Source organism: Mesorhizobium sophorae, from assembly GCF_002270415.1.
GTDB classification, from domain to species: domain Bacteria; phylum Pseudomonadota; class Alphaproteobacteria; order Rhizobiales; family Rhizobiaceae; genus Mesorhizobium; species Mesorhizobium sophorae.
In genome coordinates this window covers 337696-361859 of the sequence record NZ_NNRI01000012.1, presented here as the reverse complement: position 1 = coordinate 361859, position 24164 = coordinate 337696, and the positions used below count along the sequence as shown (strand labels likewise).

Here is a 24164-nt window from a genome sequence, read left to right as displayed (position 1 = left end):
CGCGCGGCGCTCTGGAGCAATTCCGGGAAAAGTGCATAGCGCTTTCCCCCAGGGAATTGCGTCAAAACAAGGAGATAGAGCGGTTCGGCGTTTCCGTGAAACGATGAACCACTCTGATGAAGGGAGCGCGGCATGACCGCCACCGAAGACACCTCTCCGGCAACGGAGGTCCCCGCAACGCACTCCGGCTTTGTCGCGCTGATCGGCGCGCCCAATGCGGGCAAGTCGACACTGGTCAACCAGCTGGTCGGCGCCAAGGTGTCGATCGTCACCCACAAGGTGCAGACGACCCGGGCCATCGTGCGCGGCATCGCCACGCATGACAATGCGCAGATCGTCTTCGTCGACACGCCCGGCATCTTCAAACCCAAGCGGCGGCTTGATACGGCAATGGTGACCACCGCCTGGGGCGGCGCCAAGGATGCCGATATCGTGCTGCTTTTGATCGACGCCGAGCGCGGCATCAGGGGCGATGCCGACGCCATCCTCGAACGGCTGAAGGATGTGCGCCAGCCAATGGTGCTCATCCTCAACAAGGTCGATCGCGTCAAGCATGAGGCGCTGCTGGCCCTGTCGGCGGCAGCGAACGAGAAAGTGCCGTTCAAGCGCACCTTCATGGTCTCGGCGCTGACCGGTTCCGGCTGCAAGGACCTGCTGGACTATCTCGCCGAAGCCCTGCCGGCCGGCCCCTGGTATTATCCGGAAGATCAGATTTCGGACCTGCCGATGCGCCAGCTGGCGGCCGAGATCACCCGCGAAAAGCTTTATCTGCGGCTGCATCAGGAACTGCCCTATTCCTCCCATATCGAAACCGAGAAATGGGAAGAGAAGCCGGACGGCTCGGTGCGCATCGACCAGACCATCTATGTCGAGCGCGACAGCCAGAAGAAGATCGTGCTCGGCCACAAGGGCGAAACCATCCGCGCCATCGGGCAGGCGGCGCGCATGGAGATCGCTGGCATCCTCGAACAGAAGGTGCACCTCTTCCTGTTCGTCAAGGTGCGCGAGAACTGGGGTGACGACCCCGAGCGCTATCGCGAGATGGGGCTCGAATTCCCGCGCTAATCCCGGGGATCAATGAAGTGCTCGCCGACCATGCGCGGATGACCTGATGTCGCCCTGATGGCGGGGCTACCGCTGCTCCCAGGGCGCCGGCAGTACACATCCGCGCCGCCGACAAATGGCGCGGTGCCGGGTTCGGATACCGCGCTCATTGCGCGCCTAGACAGCGCCAGCCACGGCAAGCTGCGTCCTTGGCCGGCGAACGAAGCTCTCGGTGCCGTAGTAGGCGACGATGGCGACGGCGATGATCGCCCAGATGCCCACGCCGATCCACTGCTGCTGCACATAGTCGCCGCCGGTGAACACCTTGCCGAGGAAGCGCACGCTGTTTTGGTGCGTCACGTGCATGATGAAGGCGAGCAGCACGCTGCCGGTGTTCTGATAGAGCCAGGTGAACACAATTCCCGCCAGCACGACATTGATCGTGCTGTAGAGGCTGAGGTCGCCGACCAGGCCGAGCGGGAAGTGCCAGATAGCCCAGATCACGCCGAGGATCAGGCTGCCGGTCAGTGCTGAATGGCTGGCGAGCAGGCGTGGCGTCGCAAAGCCGCGCCATCCAGGCTCTTCCCCGAGAGGGCCGCTGAAGACTGCGTACAGCGCTATGATCGGCAGCATCTCGGAGAGGGCCGGAATATTGCTCCAGGCCGGTGCTGCCGCGCCAAACAGCGGATTGATCAGGATCGAGATCAACTGTGTTCCGAAGGGCAGGCCAAATGCCACCAGGTACCAGAACGGGTGAACCCGCCATTTCACCATCGAGGCGAGGATAGCCTTGACCGAACCCCAGCCGCCGGACAGGGCCGCGACGGAGAAGCCGGCGGCCATCGGACCGAAGGTGAACCAGGGAATGCTGTCGCCATTCGACAGCCAGAATGGGATGAACGCCAGCCAGGTCAGGCCAAGCGCGAGCGAAAAGAAGGCGGTCAGCTGGTGCCTTCGCACCAGGCTCGGGACGGAAGTCATGTCAGGTCCTCTCGGCGGGCAGATTGGTCATGAGAGGTCGCCGGGCTGCCCGATCGGTCGACATGCATCTGGAGACGAGCCAGCCGAATTGTTCGGCAGGCCGTGCCGACCGCATCGGCCAACCCGTGTCTATTGGCGCCAGCGCGGCCAAAAATCCCGAGCGGTTTCTGAAAGATTTCCGATATTTCCGCCGCACAGACATCGCTCGGCTGTCTTGTCGCGACAGGACGATCCGCATCATTTGCGCGCGACCAACTCACACAGAATCGTCTTCATCGGTTGGCTGCCGTCACAATCAGCGACGCGACAGCGCTCCAGCGGGTTCGATCGCCTCGGCAAAAGCAAAACTGGCCGGGTAGGCGTCGCCCTGCATTTCGGTTCAGCGCCAGAGCGCTAGTGGCGGGCGGATGCCATCGAATGGTCGGTGGGTGAAGAAATATCCAGCCAGTTTTCGCCAAAAACAGGCGCATATTTCGCGTTCAGGGCGCAATTGTAGAAATTTGATGCCTCAAAGAGATAATTAGCCGCGAAATTGTCTGAAAGTATATTGAATATATGACGTTGTTCCAATTGTGCCAACTGGAAATACGGTAAGTGTTATTTGTGCAACACAGCATTAATCTGTTGATGGAAACGGGATTATTTCCGGAATCGTCATTGAAGGCAGAAGGTCGATGGGTATGTCCGCCGCGGAAAAGGGCGAGCGGTGCGCGCCTTTTTCGTTGTGGGGGTGAGGCGGGAAAACATTGCCGCCAGCCACAAATCCGAAGCCATTTAAAACTATGACTGGAGAGTCAGAAAATGAACATCAAGAGCCTCCTTCTCGGCTCAGCCGCGGCACTGATCGCGGTCAGTGGCGCGCGCGCGGCTGACGCTGTCGTCGTCGCCGAACCGGAACCGGCCGAATACGTCAAGATCTGCGACGTCTACGGCGCCGGCTACTTCTACATCCCGGGCACCGAAACCTGCCTGCGCATCGGCGGCTATGTCCGTTATGACATCGGCGTCGGCGATGCCGGCACGTTCGATGGCGTCAACCACGTTCCGGACCACCAGAGCGCCGGCGACACGCACTCCACCTACTACAAGAACACCCGCTTCACCCTGAAGACCTGGACCGGTCAGGAGACGGAGCTCGGTACCCTCAAGACCTACACCGAGACCCGCTTCAACTACGGCAACAGCAGCGGCGACTATCTCAACCAGGCCGCCTCCAATGCGGACGACTGGCAAGGCCGCAACAAGTCTACCTCGCTGCGTTTCGCTTGGATTCAGCTCGGCGGCCTGCGCGTCGGCAAGGACGATACGGCTTTCGATACGTTCATCGGCTATGCCGGCAACGTCATCCAGGATACGCTGGTTCCGTATGGCGGGCAGGAGAGCAACGTCGTTCAGTACTACTTCGACGCAGGCAACGGCCTCACTGGATTGGTCTCTCTCGAAGAAGGCGCCGGCAAGGGCGGCACCATTGACAGCTATGTTCCGCATGTCGTCGGCGGCTTGAAGTACAAGAGTGACTGGGGTGCGATCACTGGCGTCGTCGCCTATGACAGCAACTACGAGGAAGTGGCCGGCAAGGTTCGTTTGGACGTGAATGTCACCAAGGAACTGTCGCTGTTCATCATCGGCGGTTACGGCACGGACGACAACCTCAACGATCCGACCAACGCCATCAACGCTAAAGGTCGCGGCTTCTACAAGCAGTGGGGCGGCAACTGGGCAGTCTGGGGCGGTGGCACCTACAAGTTCAACGACAAGACCGCGTTCAACGCCCAGATCTCTTATGACGACTGGAAGAACCTCGGCGTCGCCGCCAACGTTGCCTACACCGTTGTGCCCGGCTTTACGGTCACGGCCGAAGTCGATTACCTCAATGCTGGAAAGTTCGACGACGCCGACTTCAGCAACTGGACCAAGGCCAACAAGAAGAGCAGCGTCGGCGGCATTCTCCGCTTCCAGCGCTCGTTCTAACGGATCGATTGATCTCACCAGCCGCCCGCAGCGTTATCGCTGCGGGCGGTTTTTTTGTGCACTGTGCCGTACCGATCTGTCAGTTGAGCCAAACTCCATACCTTGATTTCGCCATCCAACCGGTGAAAAGCTCTGGAAATGGAATGGCGCGACGAGGGAATCATTCTCGGCACCCGCAAGCATGGCGAAACCAGCGCCATTCTCGAGGTGATGACACGCGCGCATGGCCGTCACCTCGGCCTCGTGCGTGGCGGCCGTTCGCGCAAGCAGCAGCCCGTCCTCCAGCCCGGTAATCGCGTCGACCTGTTGTGGCGGGCGCGGCTTGACGAGCATCTCGGCACTTTCCAGGCCGAGGCGATCGAGATGAACGCCGCCCGGCTGATGGACAGCGCGGTGGCGGTCTATGGGCTGCAGACCATGGCCGCGCATCTGCGCCTGTTGCCCGAGCGCGACGCTCATGAAGGTCTCTACGAAACGCTTGCCGTGATGATCGTCCATCTCGACGATGCCGACGCTGCCGGCGAACTGGTGGCGCGGTTCGAGCTTCTGGTGCTGGACGAACTCGGCTTTGGCCTCGATCTCAGTCAATGCGCCGCCACCGGCACGCGCCAGGACCTGGCCTATGTCTCACCCAGATCCGGACGCGCCGTGTCTCGTGAAGCAGGCTTGCCCTGGCGCGACAAGATGCTGGCGCTGCCGGCCTTCCTGCAGCGCGGCTCAGGCCAGCGTGGCGATCCGGCGGCGGTCGACGATGCTTTTCGGCTGACCGGCTTCTTCTTCACCCGCCACGTCTATGAGCCGCGCGGCATCGAACCGCCGGACGCCCGCGCCGGCTTCCTTGCCGCACTGCGCAAACACCACGCGCGCAGTAAGATCATAGCCGGAGAGAACGCAGCATGAGCGAGGTCGAATTGTATCCGGGCTGGGTCTCACCGCTCGGCCTCGGCACGATTCCGCATGCCGACATCCTGGAACACACCGGCCTGGACCTGCTGCAGCGTATCATCGACGGCAAGTATCCGGCGCCGCCGATCTCCTTCCAGCTCAACTTCGCGCTGACCGAAGTGTCGGAAGGCCGTGCGGTGTTCCGTGGTGTGCCCAATGAGCGCCACCTCAACCCGCTGGGCAGCGTGCATGGCGGCTGGGCGGCGACGCTGCTCGATTCGGCATTGGGTTGCGCCGTGCAGACGCTGCTCGAAAAGGGTGAGGCCTATACGACCGCGGAGTTCAAGGTGAATTTGACGCGGCCCATCACACCGAAGACCGGCGAGGTGATCTGCGAGGGCAAGGTCGTCCACAAGGGGCGTACGCTGGCGGTGTCGGAAGCGACGCTGAAGGATGCCGGCGGCAAGCTGCTGGCTTTCGGCACCGAAACATGCTCGATCTTTCCGGCGGCCAATCTGGCGGCGCGTTGACTTTCAGGCCGTTTGGCCGCCGCATTTGAATGTCAGTGAGACTGAACGTCAGTGAAAACTGGCCTGGTTTGGGGGAACCGCCATGTTTGAAAGCCTGATCGGCCTTGTCGCCATCATCGCCTTGTTCGTCATCATTTCGCGCCAGCAGAGCCGCATCGGTCTGATCGAGCGCGAGCTTGGCGCGCTGCGCAGCTTTGTCCTTTCGGGCGCCGTGCCGCCGGCGCCCAAGCCGTCCGAACAGGCAACCGCCGACAGCACGCCGCCCGCCGATGTGGCTCCGGCCGTTGCGGCCGCGGCCGATATCGTCTTGCCGGCGGTGAGCGAGGCTGTCGCTGCGCAGGCACCGGTTGCCGAGGCGGAAGTTCCAACCGGCGAGGCCGTGTCCGGGCCATGGGCGCCAAGTGATGCGGCGCCGAAGGCAGCAGAACCTGCCGAGCCGGCCGCGGCAGCGAGAGCCGCCCGCCAGTCAGATGTCGAAACGGCACTCGGCACCCGCTGGGCGGTCTGGGTCGGCGGCATCGCGCTGGCGCTGGGTGGCCTGTTCCTGATCCGCTACACCATCGAGGCCGGCATTTTCGGCCCCGGCGTGCGGCTGACCATGGCCGCTGTTCTCGGCCTGGTGCTGGTCGCCGGCGGCGAGTTCATCCGCCGCACCGGCTTCAAGGTGCCGGTGCAAGGCGTTGCCGGCGCCTATATTCCAGCGATCCTGACGGCGGCCGGTGCCTTCATCCTGTTCGGCACTGCCTATGCCGCACATGGCATTTACGGCTTCATCGGCCCGGCGCTCGCCTTCACGCTGCTCGGCGCCATCGGCGTGGCGACCATTGCGGCAGCCCTGGTCCATGGCCAGGCGCTGGCCGGCATTGGCCTCGTCGGCGCCATGGTGACGCCGATGCTGGTTGCCTCGCAGGCGCCCAATCCCTGGGCGCTGTTCGGCTATCTCGCGATCGTGCTTGCCGCCACTGGCGTCATCGCGCGCATGCGCGACTGGACGTTGCTGATGGCGGCCGCCTTTTTCGGCACCGGTATCTGGACCATCCTCTACATGACCGATGCGCCGGGCGCGAACCTCTCCACCATCCTGTTCATCGACGCCGTCACGCTGGCCGTGCTGGCGTTTGTCTGGCTCGGCCGTCGTGGCGGCGAGGCCGGACCAGCCAGGGCTTTCGACTGGCCGTCCATCGTGCCTGGCCTGTTCGTCGCATTCTCGGCGCTCGGCCTGTCAGTCGACCCGGTCTTCGCCGCAGCCGGCGATGCCTTGCCGGGCGCCGTGCTGATCGCCGCAATGGTGGCCGTCGCGGTTTATCGCCCACTGGCGCTGCCGCTCCTCTATGCCGCGGGACTGGTGACGGTGATGATCTATCTCGGCATCATCCCGCCGACTTCGATCGCCTCAGACTTTTCGGCCGGTGCTCTGGGCGTCGATGGCTTGCCCGTGGCCACGTCCAACGCTCTGACATTGCGTATCGGCATCGCGCTTGGCCTGGTCTTCATAGGCGCCGGCTTCTGGGCCGCCCGCAGGTTCGCCGCAGCGACACAGATCCGCGCGGCCTCGTGGGCGGCGTGGGGCGTCATCGTGCCGCTGGTCATCCTGTTGGCGCTCTGGTTCACCTTCGGCAATCTTGACCGCGACTTGGTCTACGCCGCCGCCGCAGCATTGCTGGTCGTGGTTTTCGCGGCTGGCAGCGAGTGGATCGCACGCAGCGAAGAGCCGCCTCTCACCGGCGGCGTGGCGGTGTCGTTTGCCCTGGGCGGTGCGGCCGTCGCCGGCCTCCTGATGCTGCATATGGCGTTCAATTCCGGCTGGACCACCATCCTGCTCGGCGCAGCGGCGATCGTGCCGACGCTGGCGACGCGCTGGCGTTCCTATCCGGTGCTCGGCTGGATTTCGGTTGGCGCGGTGATTGCCGTGCTTGGCCGCGTCGCCTTTGACCCGACCATTGTCGGCGCCGAGTTCCTGTCGACGACGCCGGTCTTCAACTGGCTGCTGCCGGGCTACGGCGTGCCGGCGCTCGCCTTCGGTTTCGCCGCCTGGCAGCTTGCCTGCACCACCAACGGCCGCCCACGCCTCGCCATGGAAGCGGCGGCGGCGCTGTTTGCGCTGCTCACGCTCGCCATGCTGGTGCGCCACGCCATGCATGGCGGCGTCATCGACACGGGTGCGATGACGCTCGCCGAGCAGGCGATCTACACCCTGATCGCCATTGGTGCCGGCGCCATCCTTGTCGCCATCGACATGCGCTCGCCAAGCTCTGTGCTGCGCTATGGCTCGATGGCGGCGGGCGTGGTTTCGGTGGCCTTCATCGTCATCCGGCATTTCGTGGTGCTGAACCCGTTGTTCACCGACGAATCGACAGGCCAGATCCCGGTCTTCAACCTGTTGTTCCTCGCCTATCTCCTGCCGGCCATCGCTGCCGGCGGACTGGCGCTCTATTCCAGGGACAAGCGACAGAAATGGTATGCGCAGATGCTGGCGCTGGTGGCGGCCGTGCTTGCCTTCGCCTACGCCACCTTGTCGGTGCGGCGTCTGTTCAAGGGCGAGTTCATTGGCCTGTGGAGCGGCCTCGGCCAGCTGGAAACCTACACCTATTCGGCGCTGTGGCTGGTGATCGGCGTGGCGTTGCTCACCGCCGGCGTCTGGCTGAAATCGCAGGTGCTGCGCATTGCCTCGGCCGTGCTGATCTCGGTCGCAGTGCTGAAGGTCTTTGTCTTCGACATGTCGGAGCTGGAAGGCGTGTTGCGGGCGTTGTCCTTCATCGGCCTTGGCGCCGTGCTGATCGGCATCGGCCTGTTCTACCAGCGCCTGCTGACGCGGGCGGCAAAAGGGACATGAAGGCAACGATTTCTTGCCAACGGATTTAGGATAATTCGGCTTCTCCCCTGATTGGTGGGAATAAAACGGCCGGTCATCTCGTTATCTCATTGCTTGGGTGACCGGGGCGGCGGACCGCTTCGCGCTGGCCGCTTGCGCCGCGCCGAGAAGGCGCGTTCAATATCGGATCAACAAGGGCGACCCAGAACCAGCGGTCATGCACGAAAAGAAGGCAGCAATCCTTGGCGAAATACCGCGACTGCGCCGCTACGCACGCTCGCTTTTGCGCGACCGCGATGCTGCCGACGATCTCGTTCAGGATTGTCTCGAGCGGGCGCTTGTCCGGCTCGACAACTGGCAGACGGGAGAAAGCCCCAGGAGGTGGCTGTTTACGATCATGCATCATTTGTTCATCGACCAGATGCGCAAGGTGAACCGTCGCGGCGAGGCGACGATGCTTCCGCTGGAAGCAGGCGAGGCGGTGGCCCAGCCGGCCGAGCAGGTGGAGAGCATCGCTTCGCGCGAGATCATCGAAGCATTGCAGGCGATCAGCCCCGACCGCCGTGCGGCTCTTGTCATGGTCGCCATCGAAGGGTTTTCCTATGCCGAAGCCGCCAACATTCTGGGCGTCCCTGCAGGCACGCTGATGTCGCGCATTGCGCGCGGGCGTGAGGAATTGCGCGGGCTGCTGGACGACACGGCGCGCCGTCGCGCAATAAGGATCGTCGAGAAATGATCCGCCGCGACTTCTCCGAACGTGACATCCACATGGCGATCGATGGCGAGCTGCCGGCTGACGAGCGCGCCGCCTATGATGCCTGGCTCGACGCCAATCCCGAGATGAAGGCCAGGAGCGCCCGTTTCACCGCCGATCGGACGGCATTGCGCGCCGCCTTTGCCGGCGTGCTGGACGAACCCGTCCCAGTGCGGTTGCGCAAGGTCGTGTTCGGCGAGACGCCGGTCAAGGCTGCGGCCTCACGCTCACGCTGGTGGCTTGCCGCCGCGGCGGCCGTGCTTGTGGTCGCCGGCGGGCTTGGCGGCTACTTTGCCGGCATCGACCGCATCGGACAGGAAAATCCTGCCGAAGATCGACTGGCCGAACAGGCAATTGCGGCCCACGTCGTCTTCGCCGCCGAAAAACGGCATGCGGTCGAGGTGCCGGCCACCGACAAGGATCATCTCCAGACCTGGCTGTCCAACCGGGTCGGGCTGAAGCTGGTCGCGCCGGACCTGACCGCGAACGGCTTCCAATTGATCGGCGGCCGGTTGCTGCCGGCCGGAGAAAGCAAGGCCGCGATGCTGCTCTACGAGGACGACAAAGGCGAGCGCATATCTCTCTTCGTCACGGCGCAATCGGCGCAGAATGCCAAGGGCACCTATGCATCGGCGCAAGACGGTCCCCAGGCCGTCTACTGGCTGGACAAGGGCTATGGCTGCGTCGTCGTCGGTTCGCTGCCAAGCGAGCAATTGGCCGTCGTGGCAAAGAGCGCCTATGGCCAGCTTCTGGCTGGCCTCGCCAGTTGAAAAGGCGCCGCCTTGATGGCGACGCCAGTCCATAAATAGTGATCCTGTTCAAAGCATTTTGCATCGCCAGGTTGCTGCCGAATCTGTCACAATTCGGCCCTATTCGAGGTGCGATAGCGCTTGTGGTCATCAGTATTTCGACTGATGTCTTGAACGTTTTCCAGTAGGGCATTTCCCACCACCAATCGAGGTTTTCTCAACCCGCATGCCTGCCGAGATCCGCACGGCCCGCGCGTCTGACGTCGATGATCTCGCCGCCATCGAGAAAGCTGTTTTCCAAAGCGACCGTATTTCCCGCCGCTCCTTCCGCCTGTTCATCGAGCGCGAAACCGCCGAGACGCTGGTCGCTGAAATCGATGGCCGCGTGGCCGGCTATGCGATCGTGCTGTTTCGCAAGGGCAGCGGCGTGGCACGTCTCTACTCGATCGCCACCGGTCCCTTCTTCGGGGGACTGGGTGTTGGCCGCATGCTGCTCGGATCAGCGGAAGAGGTCGCCTTCGAGCACGGCCGCATGATGCTGCGTCTCGAGGTGCGCGAAGACAACAGCCGGGCCTTCCGCATCTATGAGCAGGCCGGCTATCGCAAGATCGGCCGCGAATCCGGCTACTACGAGGACGGCGAGACAGCGCTTCGCTATGAAAAGACCTTGCGCGGCGACATTCCGATCGCCACCAAGGTGCCATTCTACCAGCAGACCTGCGAATTCACCTGCGGCCCATGCTGCCTGATGATGGCGATGGCCAATTTCGATCGCGGCTTCGTGCCGGATCCGGTCATGGAAATCCGACTGTGGCGCGAGGCGACGACTGTCTTCATGATGTCGGGACCCGGTGGCTGCGAACCGTTCGGCCTCGCTGTCTCGGGCTACGAAAGCGGGCTCGCGGCGGAGATCTATGTTTCGTTCTATGGCGCGCTGTTCCTGCAGTCGGTGCGCAGCGAGGACAAGCGCCGGGTGATGGAGCTGGCCCAGGTCGACTTTCGCCGCCGCGCGGAACTTTACGGCATCCCGGTGAATTACCGTCCATTCACCATCGACGACATTCGCGCCGCGATCGCGGAGGGTAAACTGGTGCTGGTGCTGATCAGCGGTTTCCTTATGTTCGGCAAGAAGGTGCCGCACTGGGTGCTGGCGATCGGCGATGACGGCGACCATATCCTGATCCACGATCCATGGGTCGAGGACGAAAGACAGGAGACCATCCTTGATGCCGCCAACATTCCCGTGCCCTACGGCATCTTCATGAACATGGCGCAGTTCGGCCGCGACGGACTGCGTGCCGCCATCACTCTGGGAAAGCGCGACAGACAATGACCTGGGTCATCCTTACCGGCCGGCAGAGCGATCTCGACCAGGTGGCGACACCGCACAAGATCATCACCAACCGTGACTATCTTGCGCATCCGTCGCTGTTTCGCGGCCAGCGGCCGAAGGTCATCAACCTGTCGAACAATTACGGCTACCAGAGCCGCGGCTACTACGCCTCGCTGCTGGCGGGCTCACGCGGCCACAAGGTCATTCCGACCGTCGAGACGATGATCGACCTGTCGGAGCGCAAGCTCTACGAACATGCGTTGCCGGAACTGGAACTGGCACTCAACAAATGCCGGAAGGATCTCGGCGGCGCCTTTCCAACCAAGGTCTGCATCTTCTTCGGCATCGGCCCGTCGAAAATCTGGGACCGGTTCGCCAAGCTGTTGTTCGACTGGTTCCGCGCACCGGCACTCGAAGTCCACATCAAGGACAGCGCCGAATGGGCTTCGATCCGCAAGATCGGCTTCCATCCGCTGGCGCGGATGACCGAGGATGAAGAAAAAAGCTTCATCCAGTGCCTGGAGACCTACACCAACCGCGAGTGGCGCGACACCAAGGGCCGCACGCCGGCGCGCTACACCTTCGCCACGCTGGTCGATCCGCATGAGGAATTGCCGCCGTCGGAGATCTCGTCGCTGCGCTACTGGGCCAAGATCGCCGAAAAGATGGGCGTCGAAATCGAGCCGATCACCAAGCGGGACCTCGCCAAGCTCGCCAACTACGACGCGCTGTTCATCCGCGAGACCACCTCTATTTCCAACCACACCTATCGTTTCGCCCGCCGTGCCCAGCAGGAAGGCATGCCGGTGATCGACGATCCACTGTCGATGATCCGCTGCACCAACAAGGTCTATCTCAACGAGCTGATGGCCTACAACAAGGTGCCGGTGCCGCCGACGGTGATGATCGCCGGCAGCTCGGATCTCGAACTGGCGTCGCAGACGCTCGGCTTTCCGCTGGTGTTGAAGATCCCTGATTCGTCGTTCTCGCGCGGCGTCAAGAAATGCGCTGACTTCGAGGAGTTGAAGACGCTCGCCACGGAATGGCTTGAGGATTCCGATCTTCTGATCGCGCAGAAATTCATTCCGACCGAGTATGACTGGCGTGTCGGCGTGCTCGGGGGCCAGCCCCTGTTTGCCGTCCACTATCTGATGGCCAAGAAGCACTGGCAGATCGTCAACCACAAGGCCAACGGCAAACCCGACCAGGGCGGCATCAAGACCTTCACACTGAAGGAAACCCCGGCGCATGTCGTCGAGACGGCGGTGAAGGCGGCGCGCTGCATCGGTGACGGGCTCTATGGCGTCGACCTCAAGGAAACCAAGGATGGCGTCTTCGTCATCGAGGTCAACGACAATCCGAACCTCGACCATGGCTGGGAAGATTCCGGCGAAAAGGACGAGGTCTGGGTACGGCTGACGCAGTGGTTCCTGGAGCGGCTGGACCGGCCGGGGCGCTAATTTGATCGGGGGTGGATATGCTGTTCGTCGTGATCGAGGACTTTCGCGGTTGCGATCGCAAGGATATCTACCGTCGCTTCAGCGATCGCGGCCGTCTGAAGCCGGACCAGTTGCTCGTGCACCATAGCTGGATCGCGGCGGATATGAGCCGATGCTTCCTGCTGGTGGAGGCCGATGACGTCACGCTGCTGCAGCGCTGGGTCATCGAATGGGCGGATCTGGTGGAGTTCGAGATCGTTCCCGTGGCGACGAACAAGGACATGGTGGAGGCATTGAGCGGGCACCTCTGAGCGGCGGCCGTCAACGGCCCTCGGTCAGCGCCGGCGATTTGACCGTGCGCACGCATTCCTCGATCAGCCACTGGCGAAATGCCGCCACCACATCGCGTCTTGCGCTGCGTTCGGGGATTGTCAGGCAATAAGGCTGGCGCAGTTCCAGCGCCTGGGCCAGCGGCCTGACCAGCCGGCCGTCTTCCAGCGCTTCGGCACAGTAGACCCCTTGCGCCAGCGCCACGCCAAGGCCGGAAATGGCAAGATCAAGGGCGGCCCGTGACGAATTCGCCGAAAGGCCGCGTTGCGCTGCCCGGCCAGGCTCGATGCCCATTGCCTCGAACCAGTTGCGCCAGGACGGGAACGACGCGCCCGTTGGGCCCCAGTCGGTGTGGATCAGCGGCAGGCCGGCGAGGGCGGTGGCGTCCAGAGATCTGTTCGTCGCGACGAGATCAGGGACGCAAACGGGGTAGACGGCATCCCTGGCGATGTCTTCCGTTGCCTGCTCGCGATAGTGCGAACGGCCATAGGAAAGGCGGATGTCGATCAGGTCGCGGTCGAACGATACCGGGTCGTCTTCGCCTCTGAGCGATATGTCGACAGCGCCGTGGGCCGCGACAAAGCCCGCCAGACGCGACGACAACCAGCCCATCGCCATGGATGGCGGGACTGACACGACGAGCCGGGAGCGGAACTCGGCGCCGCCCAGTTCGCGTGACACGCTGCCGATCTCACCGAATGCCGTTGTCAGCCGAGGCAGTATTTCCCTGCCGGCGTCGGTGAGGACGACGCGGCGGTTGACCCGGTTGAACAGCTTGCGGCCCATCTGGTCTTCGATGGTCCGGATCAGCTGGCTGACCGCGGCAGCCGAGATGGACAGCTCCTGGGCTGCCGCGGCAAAGCTGCCGGAACGCGCCGCCGCTTCGAAAGCCTGGAGTCCGCGCAAGGATGGAAAAGCGATCATGCTGCCCGATAGATAAGATGACCTTATCTAAATCGCATAATTCCTCGTTTTCAGAAAGCTTTCTTGTTGAATACGATGGGCGTCGACATTTTTCGAACTCCGGATGACGCCAGTGGACCATCGCGACGTAATTGCATCGTTGACGCAGCAAGAGCGCAATCGCCTGACCGCCAAATCCGACGTCGCGGGTCTTGTCCAGCTTGGTGCTCATTGGGGTGCGATCATCATCATCGGATCGCTGATCGCCGCCAGGGTTCCGTTCTGGCCGCTGCTGATGCTGCCGCAAGGCATCCTGATCGTCTTCCTGTTCACTCTGCTGCACGAGACGGTGCATCGCACGGCCTTCGAAACGCAGTGGCTGAACGATGCCGTGGCGCGGGTGTGCAGCCTGGCGATCGGGCTGCCTGCGGACTGGTTCCGCTATTTCCATTTCGCCCACCATCGATACACCCAGGACCCGGACAATGATCCGGAACTGGCTTTCCCCAAACCTGAGACATGGAGGCAATACCTCGTCCATGTCTCCGGCATCCCGGTGTGGTGGGGGCACCTCAAGACGCTTTGTGGCAATGCGATGGGCCGCGGCCGGGAAGGCTATGTGCCGCCAAAAGGCTACGCCAAGGTCCGCGTCGAGGCGCGAGCCATGCTTGCCTTCTATGCCGTGGTCATTCTGCTGGCCGTCTATTTCCGGCTTACGGTGCTTCTCTACGTCTGGATCGTGCCGGCCTTGCTCGGGCAGCCGTTTCTGCGGCTCTATCTCCTGGCCGAGCATGGCCGTTGTCCATTCGTCGCCAACATGCTGGAGAACACCAGGACCACGCTGACCAACTGGCTGGTGCGCAAGCTGGCGTGGAACATGCCGTTCCATGCCGAGCATCATGCCTATCCCGGCGTGCCGTTTCATCAACTGCCGGAGTTTCATGCGCTGATCGAGCGGCATCTGAAGATTGTCGAACCGGGCTATGTCAGCTTCCACGAAAAATACATCGAGACATTGCGCTGATGCTGCGCGGTTGCATACCGGTCGCGCCCTGCTTGAGGACGCGACCGGTACGACGGCTAGATTTGCGCAATACCACCGTCGACGAACAGCTCGGCGCCGGTGACAAAGCTGGAATCGTCCGAGGCCAGGAACACGGCCGCCTTGCCGATCTCATCGGGATCGCCGAGCCGGCCCATTGGCACCTGGTTGGCAAGGAAATCGAGCAAACCCTTCTGGTGTTCGGCCTCAGGTCCGGCAAGCTCGGCGAGACCCGTTGTACGGGTCGGACCGGGACTGAGGATGTTGACGCGGATCTGCCGCTCCTTCAGGTCGAGAATCCAGCTGCGGGCAAAATTGCGCAGGGCCGCCTTCGACGCGCCATAGACGCTGAACGCCGCCGCGCCAGTTGAGCCGGCGGTCGAACCAGTCAGGATCACCGATGCACCGTCCACCAGCAATCCAAGCGCCTTCTGCACGGTGAACAGCACGGCTTTGACGTTGCGGTCGAATGTTTCATCATAGTGCTGTTCGCTGATCTGCCCGAGCGGCAGCATGGAACCACCGCCAGCATTGACCGAGAGCACGTCGATCCGGCCGCTTTGCGCTTTCACTTGGGAATAGAGTCGGTCGAGATCGGCGAAACTGGTCGAGTCGGCCTGGATGCCGGTGGCGTTCTTCCCGATTGCCGCGACGGCCTTGTCGATCTCGGCCTGGCGCCGTCCAGTGATGTAGACATGGGCGCCTTCAGAGGCGAAGCGCTTGGCGATGCCAAGGCCGATGCCGCTGCTGCCGCCGGTAACCACGGCGATCTTTCCTTCGAGTTTCCGCGTCATTTTCGTCACTCCTGTTGTGGGTGACAGAGAGATATGGACAGGTGGTTGTTTTCGAAATAGCAATGTTTGCAAACAATCGTTGCAGGAATGGTGATGTCGAAAGTTCCGGACTTCGAAGGATTGGCCATTTTCGCCAAAGTCGCGGAGGAGCGGTCCTTTGCTGCCGCCGCGCGCGTGCTTGGCCTGTCGGTGGCGACAGTATCGCGTGGCGTCAGCCGACTGGAGGAGCGGCTTGGCGCGCGGCTTTTCAACCGCACATCGCGGCGTCTCGCCCTCACGGATTTCGGTCATCGTCTCGCCGAGCGGGCGTCGCGCCTCTACCGTGACGCGGAGGATGCCGAGAATGCGGCACGCGAGCTGTCGGCCAGTCCGCGCGGCCTTGTACGTCTGGCCGTGCCGATGTCGTTTGGGCTGCGGTGCGTTGCGCCGTTGCTTCCTGATTTCTTCAAACTCTACCCCGACGTGTCGATCGATATGCATCTGAGCGATGCGGTCGTCGACCTGGTCGGTGATGGGTTCGATGCAGCACTCCGGATTGCCGTCCTGCCGGATTCCTCGCTGGTTGCGCGGCGCCTGTGCAGCATTGCTCCGTTCATCGTCGCGGCACCGACCTATCTCGCCCGGTATGGCCGTCCAGGCAGGCCACGCGACCTCGACGCGCATCATTGCCTTGGCTATGCCTATCGTCCTCGGCAGGACGTCTGGCATTTCAGCAATGCCGCGGGTGACAGCGAGGCCGTCACGCCCTCCGGGCCATTGCGGGTGACCAATTCTGACGCGCTGGTTCCAACAGTGCTGGCCGGAATGGCGATTGCCGAGCTGCCGGAATTCATTGCCGGCGAATACCTTGCCGATGGGCGCCTGGAAGCGATCCTGACCGACTGGACTTTGCCGAGGGGCGCGCTGTATTTCGTCACGCCGTCGGCACGCTCGCGCCCCGCCAAGGTCGAAGCCGTCGCCGGTTTCATGGCCGCGCATCTGTCGCAGCCAAGTTGGCCAGTGCCGAAATAGCGGGCAGCGCCGGTTTAACCGGATTGCCCGAAGGCCGCGGTCGGTCTCAGCAGGCGCTGAATATCCGCCGCCCTTGACGGCAACCCGATCAGATAGCCCTGCGCTTCGACACAGCCATTGGCGCGCAGAATGTTGAGCTGCGTCTCGGTCTCGACACCCTCGGCGGTGACCGTGATGCCGAGCTCGGCGCCCAGCCCGATGATGGTTCGAACGATCGCCGCTGTGTCGCGATTGCCGATGTCGCGAATGAACGAACGGTCGATCTTGATCTTGTCGACGGGAAAACGCCGGAGATAGCCGAGCGAGGAATAGCCGGTGCCGAAATCGTCGAGCGCAATGCGGATGCCCAGCCCTCGCAATTGACGCAACGTCTTCAGCACAGTCTCGCTTTCGTCCATCAGCACGGTTTCGGTGATTTCCAGTTCCAGCCGGCTGGCCGGGACGCCGGAGAAGGCCAGCGCCGAGATGACGCTGCGAGCAAAGCCGCCACTTTTGAGCTGCACGGCCGAGACATTGACCGCAATGCGCAGGGAAGGCCAACTTGCCGCCGCCACGCAGGCTTTCCTCAATGCCCACTCGCCAAGCGGCACGATCAGCCCGGTTTCTTCGGCGACGGGAATGAAGTTGTCCGGCGCCACCGTGCCGCGTGTCGGCGAATGCCAGCGCATCAAGGCTTCCGCGCCGACGATCCCGCCGGATTCTATGTTCATGATGGGCTGGAAATCGAGATCGAATTCGTGGCGCGGCAACGCTGTCTCAAGGTCGACCTCAAGCGCCCGGCGCGCCTGCACCGTGGCGTCCATTGCTGGCTCGAAGAATCGGTACAGATTGCGTCCTTCGCTCTTCGCCCGGTACAGCGCCGTGTCGGCGTTCTTCAGCAGCGTATCGGCATCCCTGCCGTCGTTGGGGAAAACGGCGATGCCAAGGCTGATGCCGACATGCATCTCCCGGCTCTTGTCGCGAAACGGTTGTGCGATCGCCTCGACGATGCGTTTCGCCAGTTTTTCCGCGTCGGCAAGGTCTTTGAAGTTGGACTGGATGATGACGAACTCGTCACCGCCGAAACGGGCGACGATGTCTGTTTCATCGCGCAGGCAACGCCGCAGCCTCTCGGCCACGCTTTTCAGCAGCCAGTCGCCGGCCGGATGCCCCAAGGTGTCGTTGATCGCCTTGAAGCGGTCGAGATCGAGAGAGAAGATCGCCAGCGGTGAAGTCGCATCCTCCAGCGCCTGGTCGAGCCGTTCGCGAAGCATCGAACGGTTGGGCAGTCCGGTCAGCGTGTCGTGATGCGCAAGATGGGTCATGCGCTCCTCGACCAGCCTGCTTTCGGTGACGTCGTCGAACGTGGCGACCCAGCCGCCACCACTCATCGGCCGACGCGCGATCATCAGCGTTCGTCCGTCGGCAAGCTGACGAGGGGTCGATCGCGTCTGGCCGATCTGCAGGCGGGCTTCAGTTTTGAGGACCTCGCCATCGATATCGATGGGCGGATAGACACCCAGGCGTACAAGCCGCTCAAGGAGTTCGCGCAGACCCATGCCCAGCGGAAGGTCTGCCTCGCTGACACCATAGAGCTCCAGAATGCGTTGGTTGCGCACGATCAGCCTGCCGTCGGCGTCATACATCAGCAGGCCTTGCGACATGTTGGCAAGTGCTGCGTCGAAGCGGCGGTGCTGCTCCTTGAGATCCCGCTCTGCGCGTCGCTGTTCGGTGATGTCCTCGTAGATGGAGACCCAACCGCCCGAAGCCAGCGGGCGATGCGAGATGTTGATGATACGACCGTCCGACAGCGTCTCCTCGTAGGTCGAGGCTTTCGCCCGGTCGATATAGGGTTTGCGGATGGCGTAGAGTTCTTCGGCGCTTTGCGAGGCGATGCCGATGTCGACGCTGTGGCGCAGGATGTCGAGGAACCGGATGCCGGGCCGCATCACCTTGGGGTCGAGGCAGAAGATGTTGATGTAGTTGACGTTGCAAATAATCATGCGCTCGTCGGCGTCGAACATGCACAGCCCATGCGACATGTTCTCGACCGCAGCCGAAAAGCGTTCGTTCTGTTCGCGCAGTTCGTCTTCAATGGAGCGCGGCCGATCCGTGCCTTCGGCCCCCGGTTCCGGGACGGTCGAACCATCCTTGGCATCAGCGACGGGCATAAGGCGCCTGCGGATCGTGATCGAACGGGCTAGTGTGGTCGCCGCCGGTTAATTTAGCGTTTTTCAGCCGATCACGGGTGCCGGAACCTGGTGGCGCGACTTCTCGATCGCCGAAAAGCGCTTCAGGAACGCATTTTGCGCTGAGGTGACGGAGCGTGGCGTGAAATCGAAGCGATCGGCGTTGAAGCCGCGCGGACGGCCGAAGAATTCGGTCGCCTCGGCGGTCGAAAAACCGGCAAGCAGCGTTGCTTCGAAATAGGCGGCGATCTGGTCGGCGCGCTTGATCTCCTTGCGCAGCGCAGCAGCTGGTTCCGGCGGCAGCGAGAAGCGCAGATGGATGGCGCGCTGCAATCGCAATTCACAGTCCTTGTAGCTGCCGCCCATCACCGATTTGAACGGCGAGATCATGTCGCCGATGACATATTCGGGGGCGTCGTGCAGCAGCGCCGCCAGCCGGGCGTCGGCCGAAGCCGCAGGCACCAGGTCGCAAAACAGCGCCTCGACCAGCAGCGAGTGCTGGGCGACCGAGAACGCGTGCTCGCCTCTGGTCTGGCCGTTCCAGCGGGCAACGCGGGCGAGCCCATGCGCGATGTCCGAAATCTCGATGTCGAGTGGTGAGGGGTCGAGCAGGTCGAGCCGGCGGCCGGACAGCATGCGCTGCCAGGCGCGTGGCGGCGCGCCGACGCGATCGGCCGCCATCAGGCCTCCTCCGCGCTGACGGCTTCCTGCGGAAAGCTGAACTTCGCCCAGGCGGGGATGGTCACGGCAACCGGCACGTCGCCCGCCATGATCGGCTGGCCGGCGTCGAGCGCCGCCTTGACCCTGTCGATGCGGGCAATGGCGAGCCCAGTCGTGCCGGCGTTCGAGCCGAGCGTGCCGACCGGCCGCCCCTCGACGGTCAGTTCGGTGCCCGCGGCGGGCAGGGGAAGTCCGGCCTGGACGATCAGCACGCGCCGCCTGGCCGTACCGCGGTGCTGCATGCGCGAGACAACCTCCTGGCCGACATAGCACCCCTTCTTGAAACCGACGCCGCCGGTTTCGTCCAGCAGCACGTCGTGCGGGAAGGCGTCTCCAAGTTGGTAGTCGCTGCCGCTTTCGGCAATGCCGCTGGCGATGCGGGAGGCCTGCCATGCGGCAAGGTCGCTCTGCTCATCCGCTTGGCCATAGCAACGCGTGACTGCGCCGTTCGCAAAGCGCGTGTCGGCCGCCGTTGAATCAGATTGTGAGGGCGTTGACTCATCTCCCCATGCGACGGTGACAAGCGCCTGATCGGCTTTGGCAATCTCGACCCTGGCGCGCAGCTTGTAGAGCGTCAGCCGGCGTACGAAATCATCTGAAATGTCGGCCCGGCATTCGAGCCTGAATGCATTCTCGCCGGCCCGCGAGATCAGGAAATCGAACAGGATCTTGCCTTGCGGCGAAAGCAGCGCGCCCGGTTTTGCTTGGCCGCGTGTCAAGACGTCGAGATCGGTGGTCAGGATGTTCTGCAAGAAATGCTCGGCATCAGGGCCCGAGACGGAGATGAGCGCACGGTCTTTGAGTTGGGCAAAGGGCATTGGCGAAAGCAGCCTGATCTTGCAAAACGGTCGGCCTTTACGTAAGCCGCTGGCACTCCCCCCGCAAGAGAGCATGGCCATGACCTACGACCTCATCCTGACAGGCGGCACTGTGGTCAACCATGACGGCGAAGGGGCTCGCGACGTCGGTGTGAAGGACGGCCGCATCGCTGCCATCGGCGATCTCGGCCAGGCCCCGGCCGGCGAGACGATCGACTGCCGCGGCCTGCACATCCTGCCGGGTGTCGTCGACAGCCAGGTGCATTTCCGCGAGCCGGGGCTGGAGCACAAGGAAGATCTGGAGACGGGTTCGCGGGCGGCGGTGCTGGGCGGCGTCACCGCCGTGTTCGAGATGCCCAACACCAATCCGCTGACCACCAGCGAGGCAGCGCTTGCCGACAAGGTCCGCCGCGGCAGCGGTCGCATGCACTGCGATTTTGCCTTCTGGGTTGGCGGCACCCGCGAGAATGCGAAAGACGTCGGCGAGCTCGAGCGACTGCCGGGTGCGGCCGGGATCAAGGTTTTCATGGGCTCCTCCACCGGCGACCTCCTGGTCGAGGACGATGAAGGCGTCGCTTCGATCCTGAGGAATACCCGCCGCCGCGCCGCCTTTCACTCCGAGGACGAATTCCGGCTGCGCGAGCGTCAGGGCGAACGCATCGAAGGCGACCCGTCATCGCACCCGATCTGGCGCGATGAGATCGCCGCCTTGCGCTGCACCGAGCGGCTGGTGCGCATCGCACGCACTGTTCGCGCCCGCATCCATGTCCTGCACATCTCGACGGCCGAGGAGATCCTGTTCCTCCAGCAGCACAAGGATGTCGCGACCTGCGAGGCGACGCCACATCACCTGACCCTGTCGGCTGACGATTACGCGCGGCTCGGCATGCTGATCCAGATGAATCCGCCGGTGCGCGACATCAGACACCGCGATGGCGTCTGGCATGGCATTGCGCAAGGCATCGTCGACGTGCTCGGCTCCGACCACGCCCCGCACACACTGGCCGAAAAAGCCAAACCCTATCCGGCCTCGCCGTCGGGGATGACCGGTGTGCAGACGCTGGTGCCGATCATGCTCGACCATGTCAACGCCGGCCGGCTGACGCTGCAGCGCTTTGTCGACCTGTCCAGCCACGGTCCGCAGCGCATTTTCGGCATGGCGAGAAAGGGCCGCATCGCCGCCGGCTACGACGCCGATTTCACCGTCGTCGACATGAAGCGGCGTGAGACTATAACCAACGCGCAGGCCGGCTCGAAAGCCGGCTGGACGCCCTATGATGGCAAGCAAGTCACCGGCTGGCCGGTCGGCACCGTCATTCGCGGCCGCCGCGTCATGTGGGAAGGCGAGATCGTGGCACCGGGCCAGGGCAGGGCGGTGGAGTTTTCCGAGGCATTGCCTCGCTAGGCTCCAACCTCCCGCAAGGCGGGCCAAAAAGGCTCAATCGCCGGCGACGAAGAATGTCCACTGTCCGGTGGGCGTGATGCCGACGCGGTAGAAGATGTAGGCGCCGAACTGCTTCATGTCGTCGAAATCGCCGGCGGTGACGATCTTGAACAGTTCGACCCGTTGCTTGGCGTCGAGCTTGTCCAGTGGCAGCGCGAAGAAATACGGCCACACATAGAGTTCTTCCGGCTTGCCGGCATCGAGGTGGACGTAGCCGGCATTGAGCACCTCTTCCAGGATGGCCAGGATCTCCTGGCCGTCCGGGTCGCCGGAAAGACCCTTGAGGAAGGCGATGGCGTCGCCGTCTATATCGGTCAGCGACAATTGTGTCGTGCTGTCGCCCGTGCCGATCAAAGGCCGCAGCTTTTCGATGTCGCCGCTTTTGCAGGCTTCGACGATCAGGTCGTGCATGCGCCGTACCGGTTCCGGCAGCTTGCCGAGATCGTAGACGACCTCGGGCACTGGGGTTTCCGGATCGACGCGCGGCCTGGTTACGCCGCCGCCGCTCGGCGGGCTGTCCGGCTCGGCTTCGTCAGGGCCGGCCGGCTTGCTGGTTGGAGGCGGCGTTCCGACCGGGTCGGGCATTGGCACTGTGCTTCCCGGTGGCGACATGTCGTCGTCCGCCGGCGGCGTGACGGGTGCGGGGAGCTCTTCGCGCTTGATCTCGCTCAGCGCATAAGCGGGGCTGCTGACGAGAACCAGGGGAATCGCGGCACAGCCAGCGGCGAAGCAGATGTAGAGGACCAAGCCAACCGGCTTGCCTGACATCGAAAAACTCACTGCCCGTTTCTCCCTGCTTCCGGGCATGACGCCCGAGCGGCATTCTGCCGTCAAAGAACCGGATGTCGGTTCAGTGCCGCAGCCGTTCAGGTTCGAAGGCGCCAGCAATCACCTTTTCACGCATACGGTCGAGCAGGGCAAGGGCCGAGGTCTCACCATTGGCACGCAACATCTCGCCGAAGGCCGTCTCGAGCGCTGCCTCGGCAATGATCTCGGGCTCTATACCGGCGGAGAGACCTTCCGCCCAGGCTTCGCTGTGGCTTTCCACGGCGGTCAGGCGCTTCTCTTCCCTGACCAGCGCGTCGATGTCGTTGACACCATGTTCCATATGCGATGTCCACCCTTTCAAGCGGCGATCCGTCGATGCGGATCAGGCTTGATCTGTTCATTTCACACGCAGGGTCAATTAAGTATTTGTAAATACGACATTCTTTTGATCGTTTTTTACGGAGCCCGATTGCCTTGCGCGAAGCTGCGTTCAACTCAGGCCAAACTTAGCCGATTAGGGCGGCCTGCGGGGCGAAAACCTTCAGTTTGAGTTAATTCCGCATTCGCGCGGTAAGGTTTCATTAAGACTGTTGCAGAAGTGCCACACGAGGATTGCACCAAGATGTCACCTGACACAAGTCGGAGGTCCGAATATCTGTGGATGGACAGTTCGGAATGCCTAGTTGCCATAACGCGAGGCGATGTCGCGCGACAGCGTCTCGCCTTCCTTCATATAGCGGCTGATGGCTTCGGTGGCCGAGGGGGTGCACTGCGTGTAGGTGCCGCCGAACGAGCGGTAGCCGCGATTGAAGCTGGCGATGAAGCGGGCGCGCCGCTCGGCGTCCGGATTTTCCGAATCGAGCAGCTTCTGCATCTCGACACGCCACTGGTCGCCTTTCTCACCGCACAAATTGCGCAGGAAATGCAGCGATCCCAGAACTTCCGCCAGCCGCATCAGCCCGGGCTCGAACGGCGATTCGGCACTGAGCGCCGGCCGCGTCGAGACGGCCGAGCTAACGGCCAGACATACGGCGAGGAGCAGGGATGGACGGTTCATAAGCTCTCTTGGCCAAATAGCATAAGTCTTTGTGGCGAAACAATTTGTCGCCCGCAAGGCGATTTTCAGGGGTGCAGCCCGACGTCTGCGCCTAGGCCCAACAGGTCTTGGGCGACGGCAAGGACCGAGCCGGCAAGTGGCAGCCCTGCCATCTCGCTGAGCGTATAGAAGGCGGCTGTCACGGCGTCGTCGCTGGCCACGGCCTCGCCGCCGGCATAGGCGGCTCCGAACACCGTCAGAAGGTAATCGACCGGGTGGGCGTCATCCCTGCCGTCGATGTGGATTTCCCGAAGCGGCCGGTATTCGGTGGCGTGCAAGCCGGTTTCTTCCAACAGTTCGCGCTTTGCCGCGGCCTCCAGCGTCTCGCCGGCCTCGACCTTGCCGCCCGGAAAGGCATAGAGCCCTTGCGATGGCTGCCGCGCCCGCTTGACCAGGAGCACGGTGTCGCCGCGCACGACGGCCACCGAGACGGCCGGAAGTGTCTTGCGCGCTTCGTTCCATGGATTCCCGATCAGGCTCATCTGAAGGCAGGTCTGTTGTGGACCGCCCAGCATGGGGAAGCTTTGGCGATTGCGCAACGCCGGTTCCATCGCCACTTTCAAGCTGAACCA

23 protein-coding genes are annotated in these 24164 nt (G+C 63.0%); 13 read left to right on the top strand and 10 right to left on the bottom strand.

The window, feature by feature from the left end; all coding sequences use genetic code 11:
- Nucleotides 1-132 precede the first annotated feature (132 nt).
- Complete coding sequence (era, locus tag CGZ66_RS19065; RefSeq protein ID WP_095086575.1) at nt 133-1065, top strand: GTPase Era; 933 nt, start codon at nt 133-135, stop codon at nt 1063-1065.
- A gap of 156 nt (nt 1066-1221) precedes the next feature.
- Here the strand turns inward: era and CGZ66_RS19060 are convergent, their stop codons facing one another.
- Nucleotides 1222-2025 (bottom strand): CPBP family intramembrane glutamic endopeptidase, encoded by an 804-nt coding sequence (locus CGZ66_RS19060; protein WP_095086572.1) that lies wholly within the window; start codon nt 2023-2025, stop codon nt 1222-1224.
- Between the two features lie 801 nt (nt 2026-2826).
- Between CGZ66_RS19060 and CGZ66_RS19055 the strand changes: the two genes are divergently transcribed.
- The 9 genes from CGZ66_RS19055 (at nt 2827) to CGZ66_RS19015 (ending at nt 12809) form a co-directional block, all read left to right on the top strand.
- Entirely contained in the window at nt 2827-3996 is a 1170-nt protein-coding gene (locus CGZ66_RS19055) for a porin (RefSeq protein WP_095086569.1), read from the top strand.
- Nucleotides 3997-4134: 138 nt separating this feature from the next.
- A complete protein-coding gene (gene recO / locus CGZ66_RS19050) occupies nt 4135-4896 on the top strand; it encodes a DNA repair protein RecO (RefSeq protein WP_095086566.1) in 762 nt (253 codons plus the stop codon).
- Complete coding sequence (locus tag CGZ66_RS19045; RefSeq protein WP_095086562.1) at nt 4893-5411, top strand: PaaI family thioesterase; 519 nt, start codon at nt 4893-4895, stop codon at nt 5409-5411. Before recO ends, CGZ66_RS19045 begins: the two co-directional genes overlap by 4 nt.
- 82 nt (nt 5412-5493) lie before the next feature.
- The gene (locus CGZ66_RS19040) at nt 5494-8244 is read left to right on the top strand and encodes a DUF2339 domain-containing protein (protein ID WP_095086559.1); all 2751 of its coding nucleotides are present in this window, start codon (nt 5494-5496) and stop codon (nt 8242-8244) included.
- Between the two features lie 196 nt (nt 8245-8440).
- A complete protein-coding gene (locus tag CGZ66_RS19035) occupies nt 8441-8959 on the top strand; it encodes an RNA polymerase sigma factor (RefSeq protein WP_095086788.1) in 519 nt (172 codons plus the stop codon).
- The gene (locus CGZ66_RS19030) at nt 8956-9747 is read left to right on the top strand and encodes an anti-sigma factor family protein (protein ID WP_095086557.1); all 792 of its coding nucleotides are present in this window, start codon (nt 8956-8958) and stop codon (nt 9745-9747) included. Before CGZ66_RS19035 ends, CGZ66_RS19030 begins: the two co-directional genes overlap by 4 nt.
- Nucleotides 9748-9952: 205 nt before the next feature.
- A complete protein-coding gene (locus tag CGZ66_RS19025; RefSeq protein WP_095086554.1) occupies nt 9953-11059 on the top strand; it encodes a peptidase C39 family protein in 1107 nt (368 codons plus the stop codon).
- Nucleotides 11056-12519: a RimK family protein gene (locus CGZ66_RS19020; RefSeq protein ID WP_095086551.1), complete on the top strand. Its 1464-nt coding sequence runs from the start codon at nt 11056-11058 to the stop codon at nt 12517-12519. The genes CGZ66_RS19025 and CGZ66_RS19020 overlap by 4 nt, the downstream gene beginning before the upstream one ends.
- Nucleotides 12520-12536: 17 nt before the next feature.
- Nucleotides 12537-12809, top strand: a complete 273-nt coding sequence (locus CGZ66_RS19015) for a DUF3303 domain-containing protein (RefSeq protein WP_095086548.1) — start codon at nt 12537-12539, stop codon at nt 12807-12809.
- Nucleotides 12810-12819: 10 nt separating this feature from the next.
- Here CGZ66_RS19015 and CGZ66_RS19010 read toward each other — a convergent pair whose 3' ends face one another.
- Nucleotides 12820-13752, bottom strand: coding sequence for a LysR substrate-binding domain-containing protein (locus CGZ66_RS19010; protein WP_095086545.1), 933 nt, complete (start codon nt 13750-13752; stop codon nt 12820-12822).
- A gap of 112 nt (nt 13753-13864) precedes the next feature.
- Here CGZ66_RS19010 and CGZ66_RS19005 point away from each other — a divergent pair, with 112 nt between their 5' ends.
- Nucleotides 13865-14755, top strand: coding sequence for a fatty acid desaturase family protein (locus tag CGZ66_RS19005; RefSeq protein WP_095086785.1), 891 nt, complete (start codon nt 13865-13867; stop codon nt 14753-14755).
- Nucleotides 14756-14811: 56 nt separating this feature from the next.
- Here the strand turns inward: CGZ66_RS19005 and CGZ66_RS19000 are convergent, their stop codons facing one another.
- On the bottom strand, nt 14812-15567 hold the full coding sequence (locus CGZ66_RS19000) for an SDR family oxidoreductase (protein ID WP_095086542.1): 756 nt from the start codon (nt 15565-15567) through the stop codon (nt 14812-14814).
- A 93-nt stretch (nt 15568-15660) separates the two neighbouring features.
- Here CGZ66_RS19000 and CGZ66_RS18995 point away from each other — a divergent pair, with 93 nt between their 5' ends.
- Complete coding sequence (locus CGZ66_RS18995) at nt 15661-16578, top strand: LysR family transcriptional regulator (RefSeq protein ID WP_095086783.1); 918 nt, start codon at nt 15661-15663, stop codon at nt 16576-16578.
- A gap of 14 nt (nt 16579-16592) precedes the next feature.
- On the opposite strand, the gene CGZ66_RS18990 is transcribed toward CGZ66_RS18995, so the two are convergent.
- The 3 genes from CGZ66_RS18990 to ygfZ all read right to left on the bottom strand — a co-directional run bounded on the left by CGZ66_RS18990 (nt 16593) and on the right by ygfZ (nt 20284).
- A complete protein-coding gene (locus tag CGZ66_RS18990) occupies nt 16593-18728 on the bottom strand; it encodes a putative bifunctional diguanylate cyclase/phosphodiesterase (RefSeq protein ID WP_095086539.1) in 2136 nt (711 codons plus the stop codon).
- Nucleotides 18729-18791: 63 nt separating this feature from the next.
- Nucleotides 18792-19427 (bottom strand): HD domain-containing protein, encoded by a 636-nt coding sequence (locus CGZ66_RS18985; protein ID WP_095086537.1) that lies wholly within the window; start codon nt 19425-19427, stop codon nt 18792-18794.
- Entirely contained in the window at nt 19427-20284 is an 858-nt protein-coding gene (ygfZ, locus tag CGZ66_RS18980; RefSeq protein WP_095086536.1) for a CAF17-like 4Fe-4S cluster assembly/insertion protein YgfZ, read from the bottom strand. The genes CGZ66_RS18985 and ygfZ overlap by 1 nt, the downstream gene beginning before the upstream one ends.
- Before the next feature lie 73 nt (nt 20285-20357).
- Here ygfZ and CGZ66_RS18975 point away from each other — a divergent pair, with 73 nt between their 5' ends.
- Nucleotides 20358-21689, top strand: coding sequence for a dihydroorotase (locus CGZ66_RS18975; RefSeq protein WP_245331141.1), 1332 nt, complete (start codon nt 20358-20360; stop codon nt 21687-21689).
- 33 nt (nt 21690-21722) lie between these two features.
- Here the strand turns inward: CGZ66_RS18975 and CGZ66_RS18970 are convergent, their stop codons facing one another.
- The 4 genes from CGZ66_RS18970 to CGZ66_RS18955 form a co-directional block, all read right to left on the bottom strand.
- Nucleotides 21723-22508 carry a hypothetical protein gene (locus CGZ66_RS18970; RefSeq protein ID WP_167392167.1) on the bottom strand — a complete coding sequence of 262 codons (786 nt, stop codon included), beginning with the start codon at nt 22506-22508 and terminating at the stop codon, nt 21723-21725.
- Nucleotides 22509-22578: 70 nt separating this feature from the next.
- The gene (locus CGZ66_RS18965; RefSeq protein WP_008874920.1) at nt 22579-22836 is read right to left on the bottom strand and encodes a hypothetical protein; all 258 of its coding nucleotides are present in this window, start codon (nt 22834-22836) and stop codon (nt 22579-22581) included.
- Between the two features lie 339 nt (nt 22837-23175).
- The gene (locus CGZ66_RS18960) at nt 23176-23553 is read right to left on the bottom strand and encodes a TIGR02301 family protein (RefSeq protein WP_095086530.1); all 378 of its coding nucleotides are present in this window, start codon (nt 23551-23553) and stop codon (nt 23176-23178) included.
- Nucleotides 23554-23618: 65 nt separating this feature from the next.
- Complete coding sequence (locus tag CGZ66_RS18955) at nt 23619-24074, bottom strand: NUDIX hydrolase (RefSeq protein WP_095086777.1); 456 nt, start codon at nt 24072-24074, stop codon at nt 23619-23621.
- Nucleotides 24075-24164 lie beyond the last annotated feature (90 nt).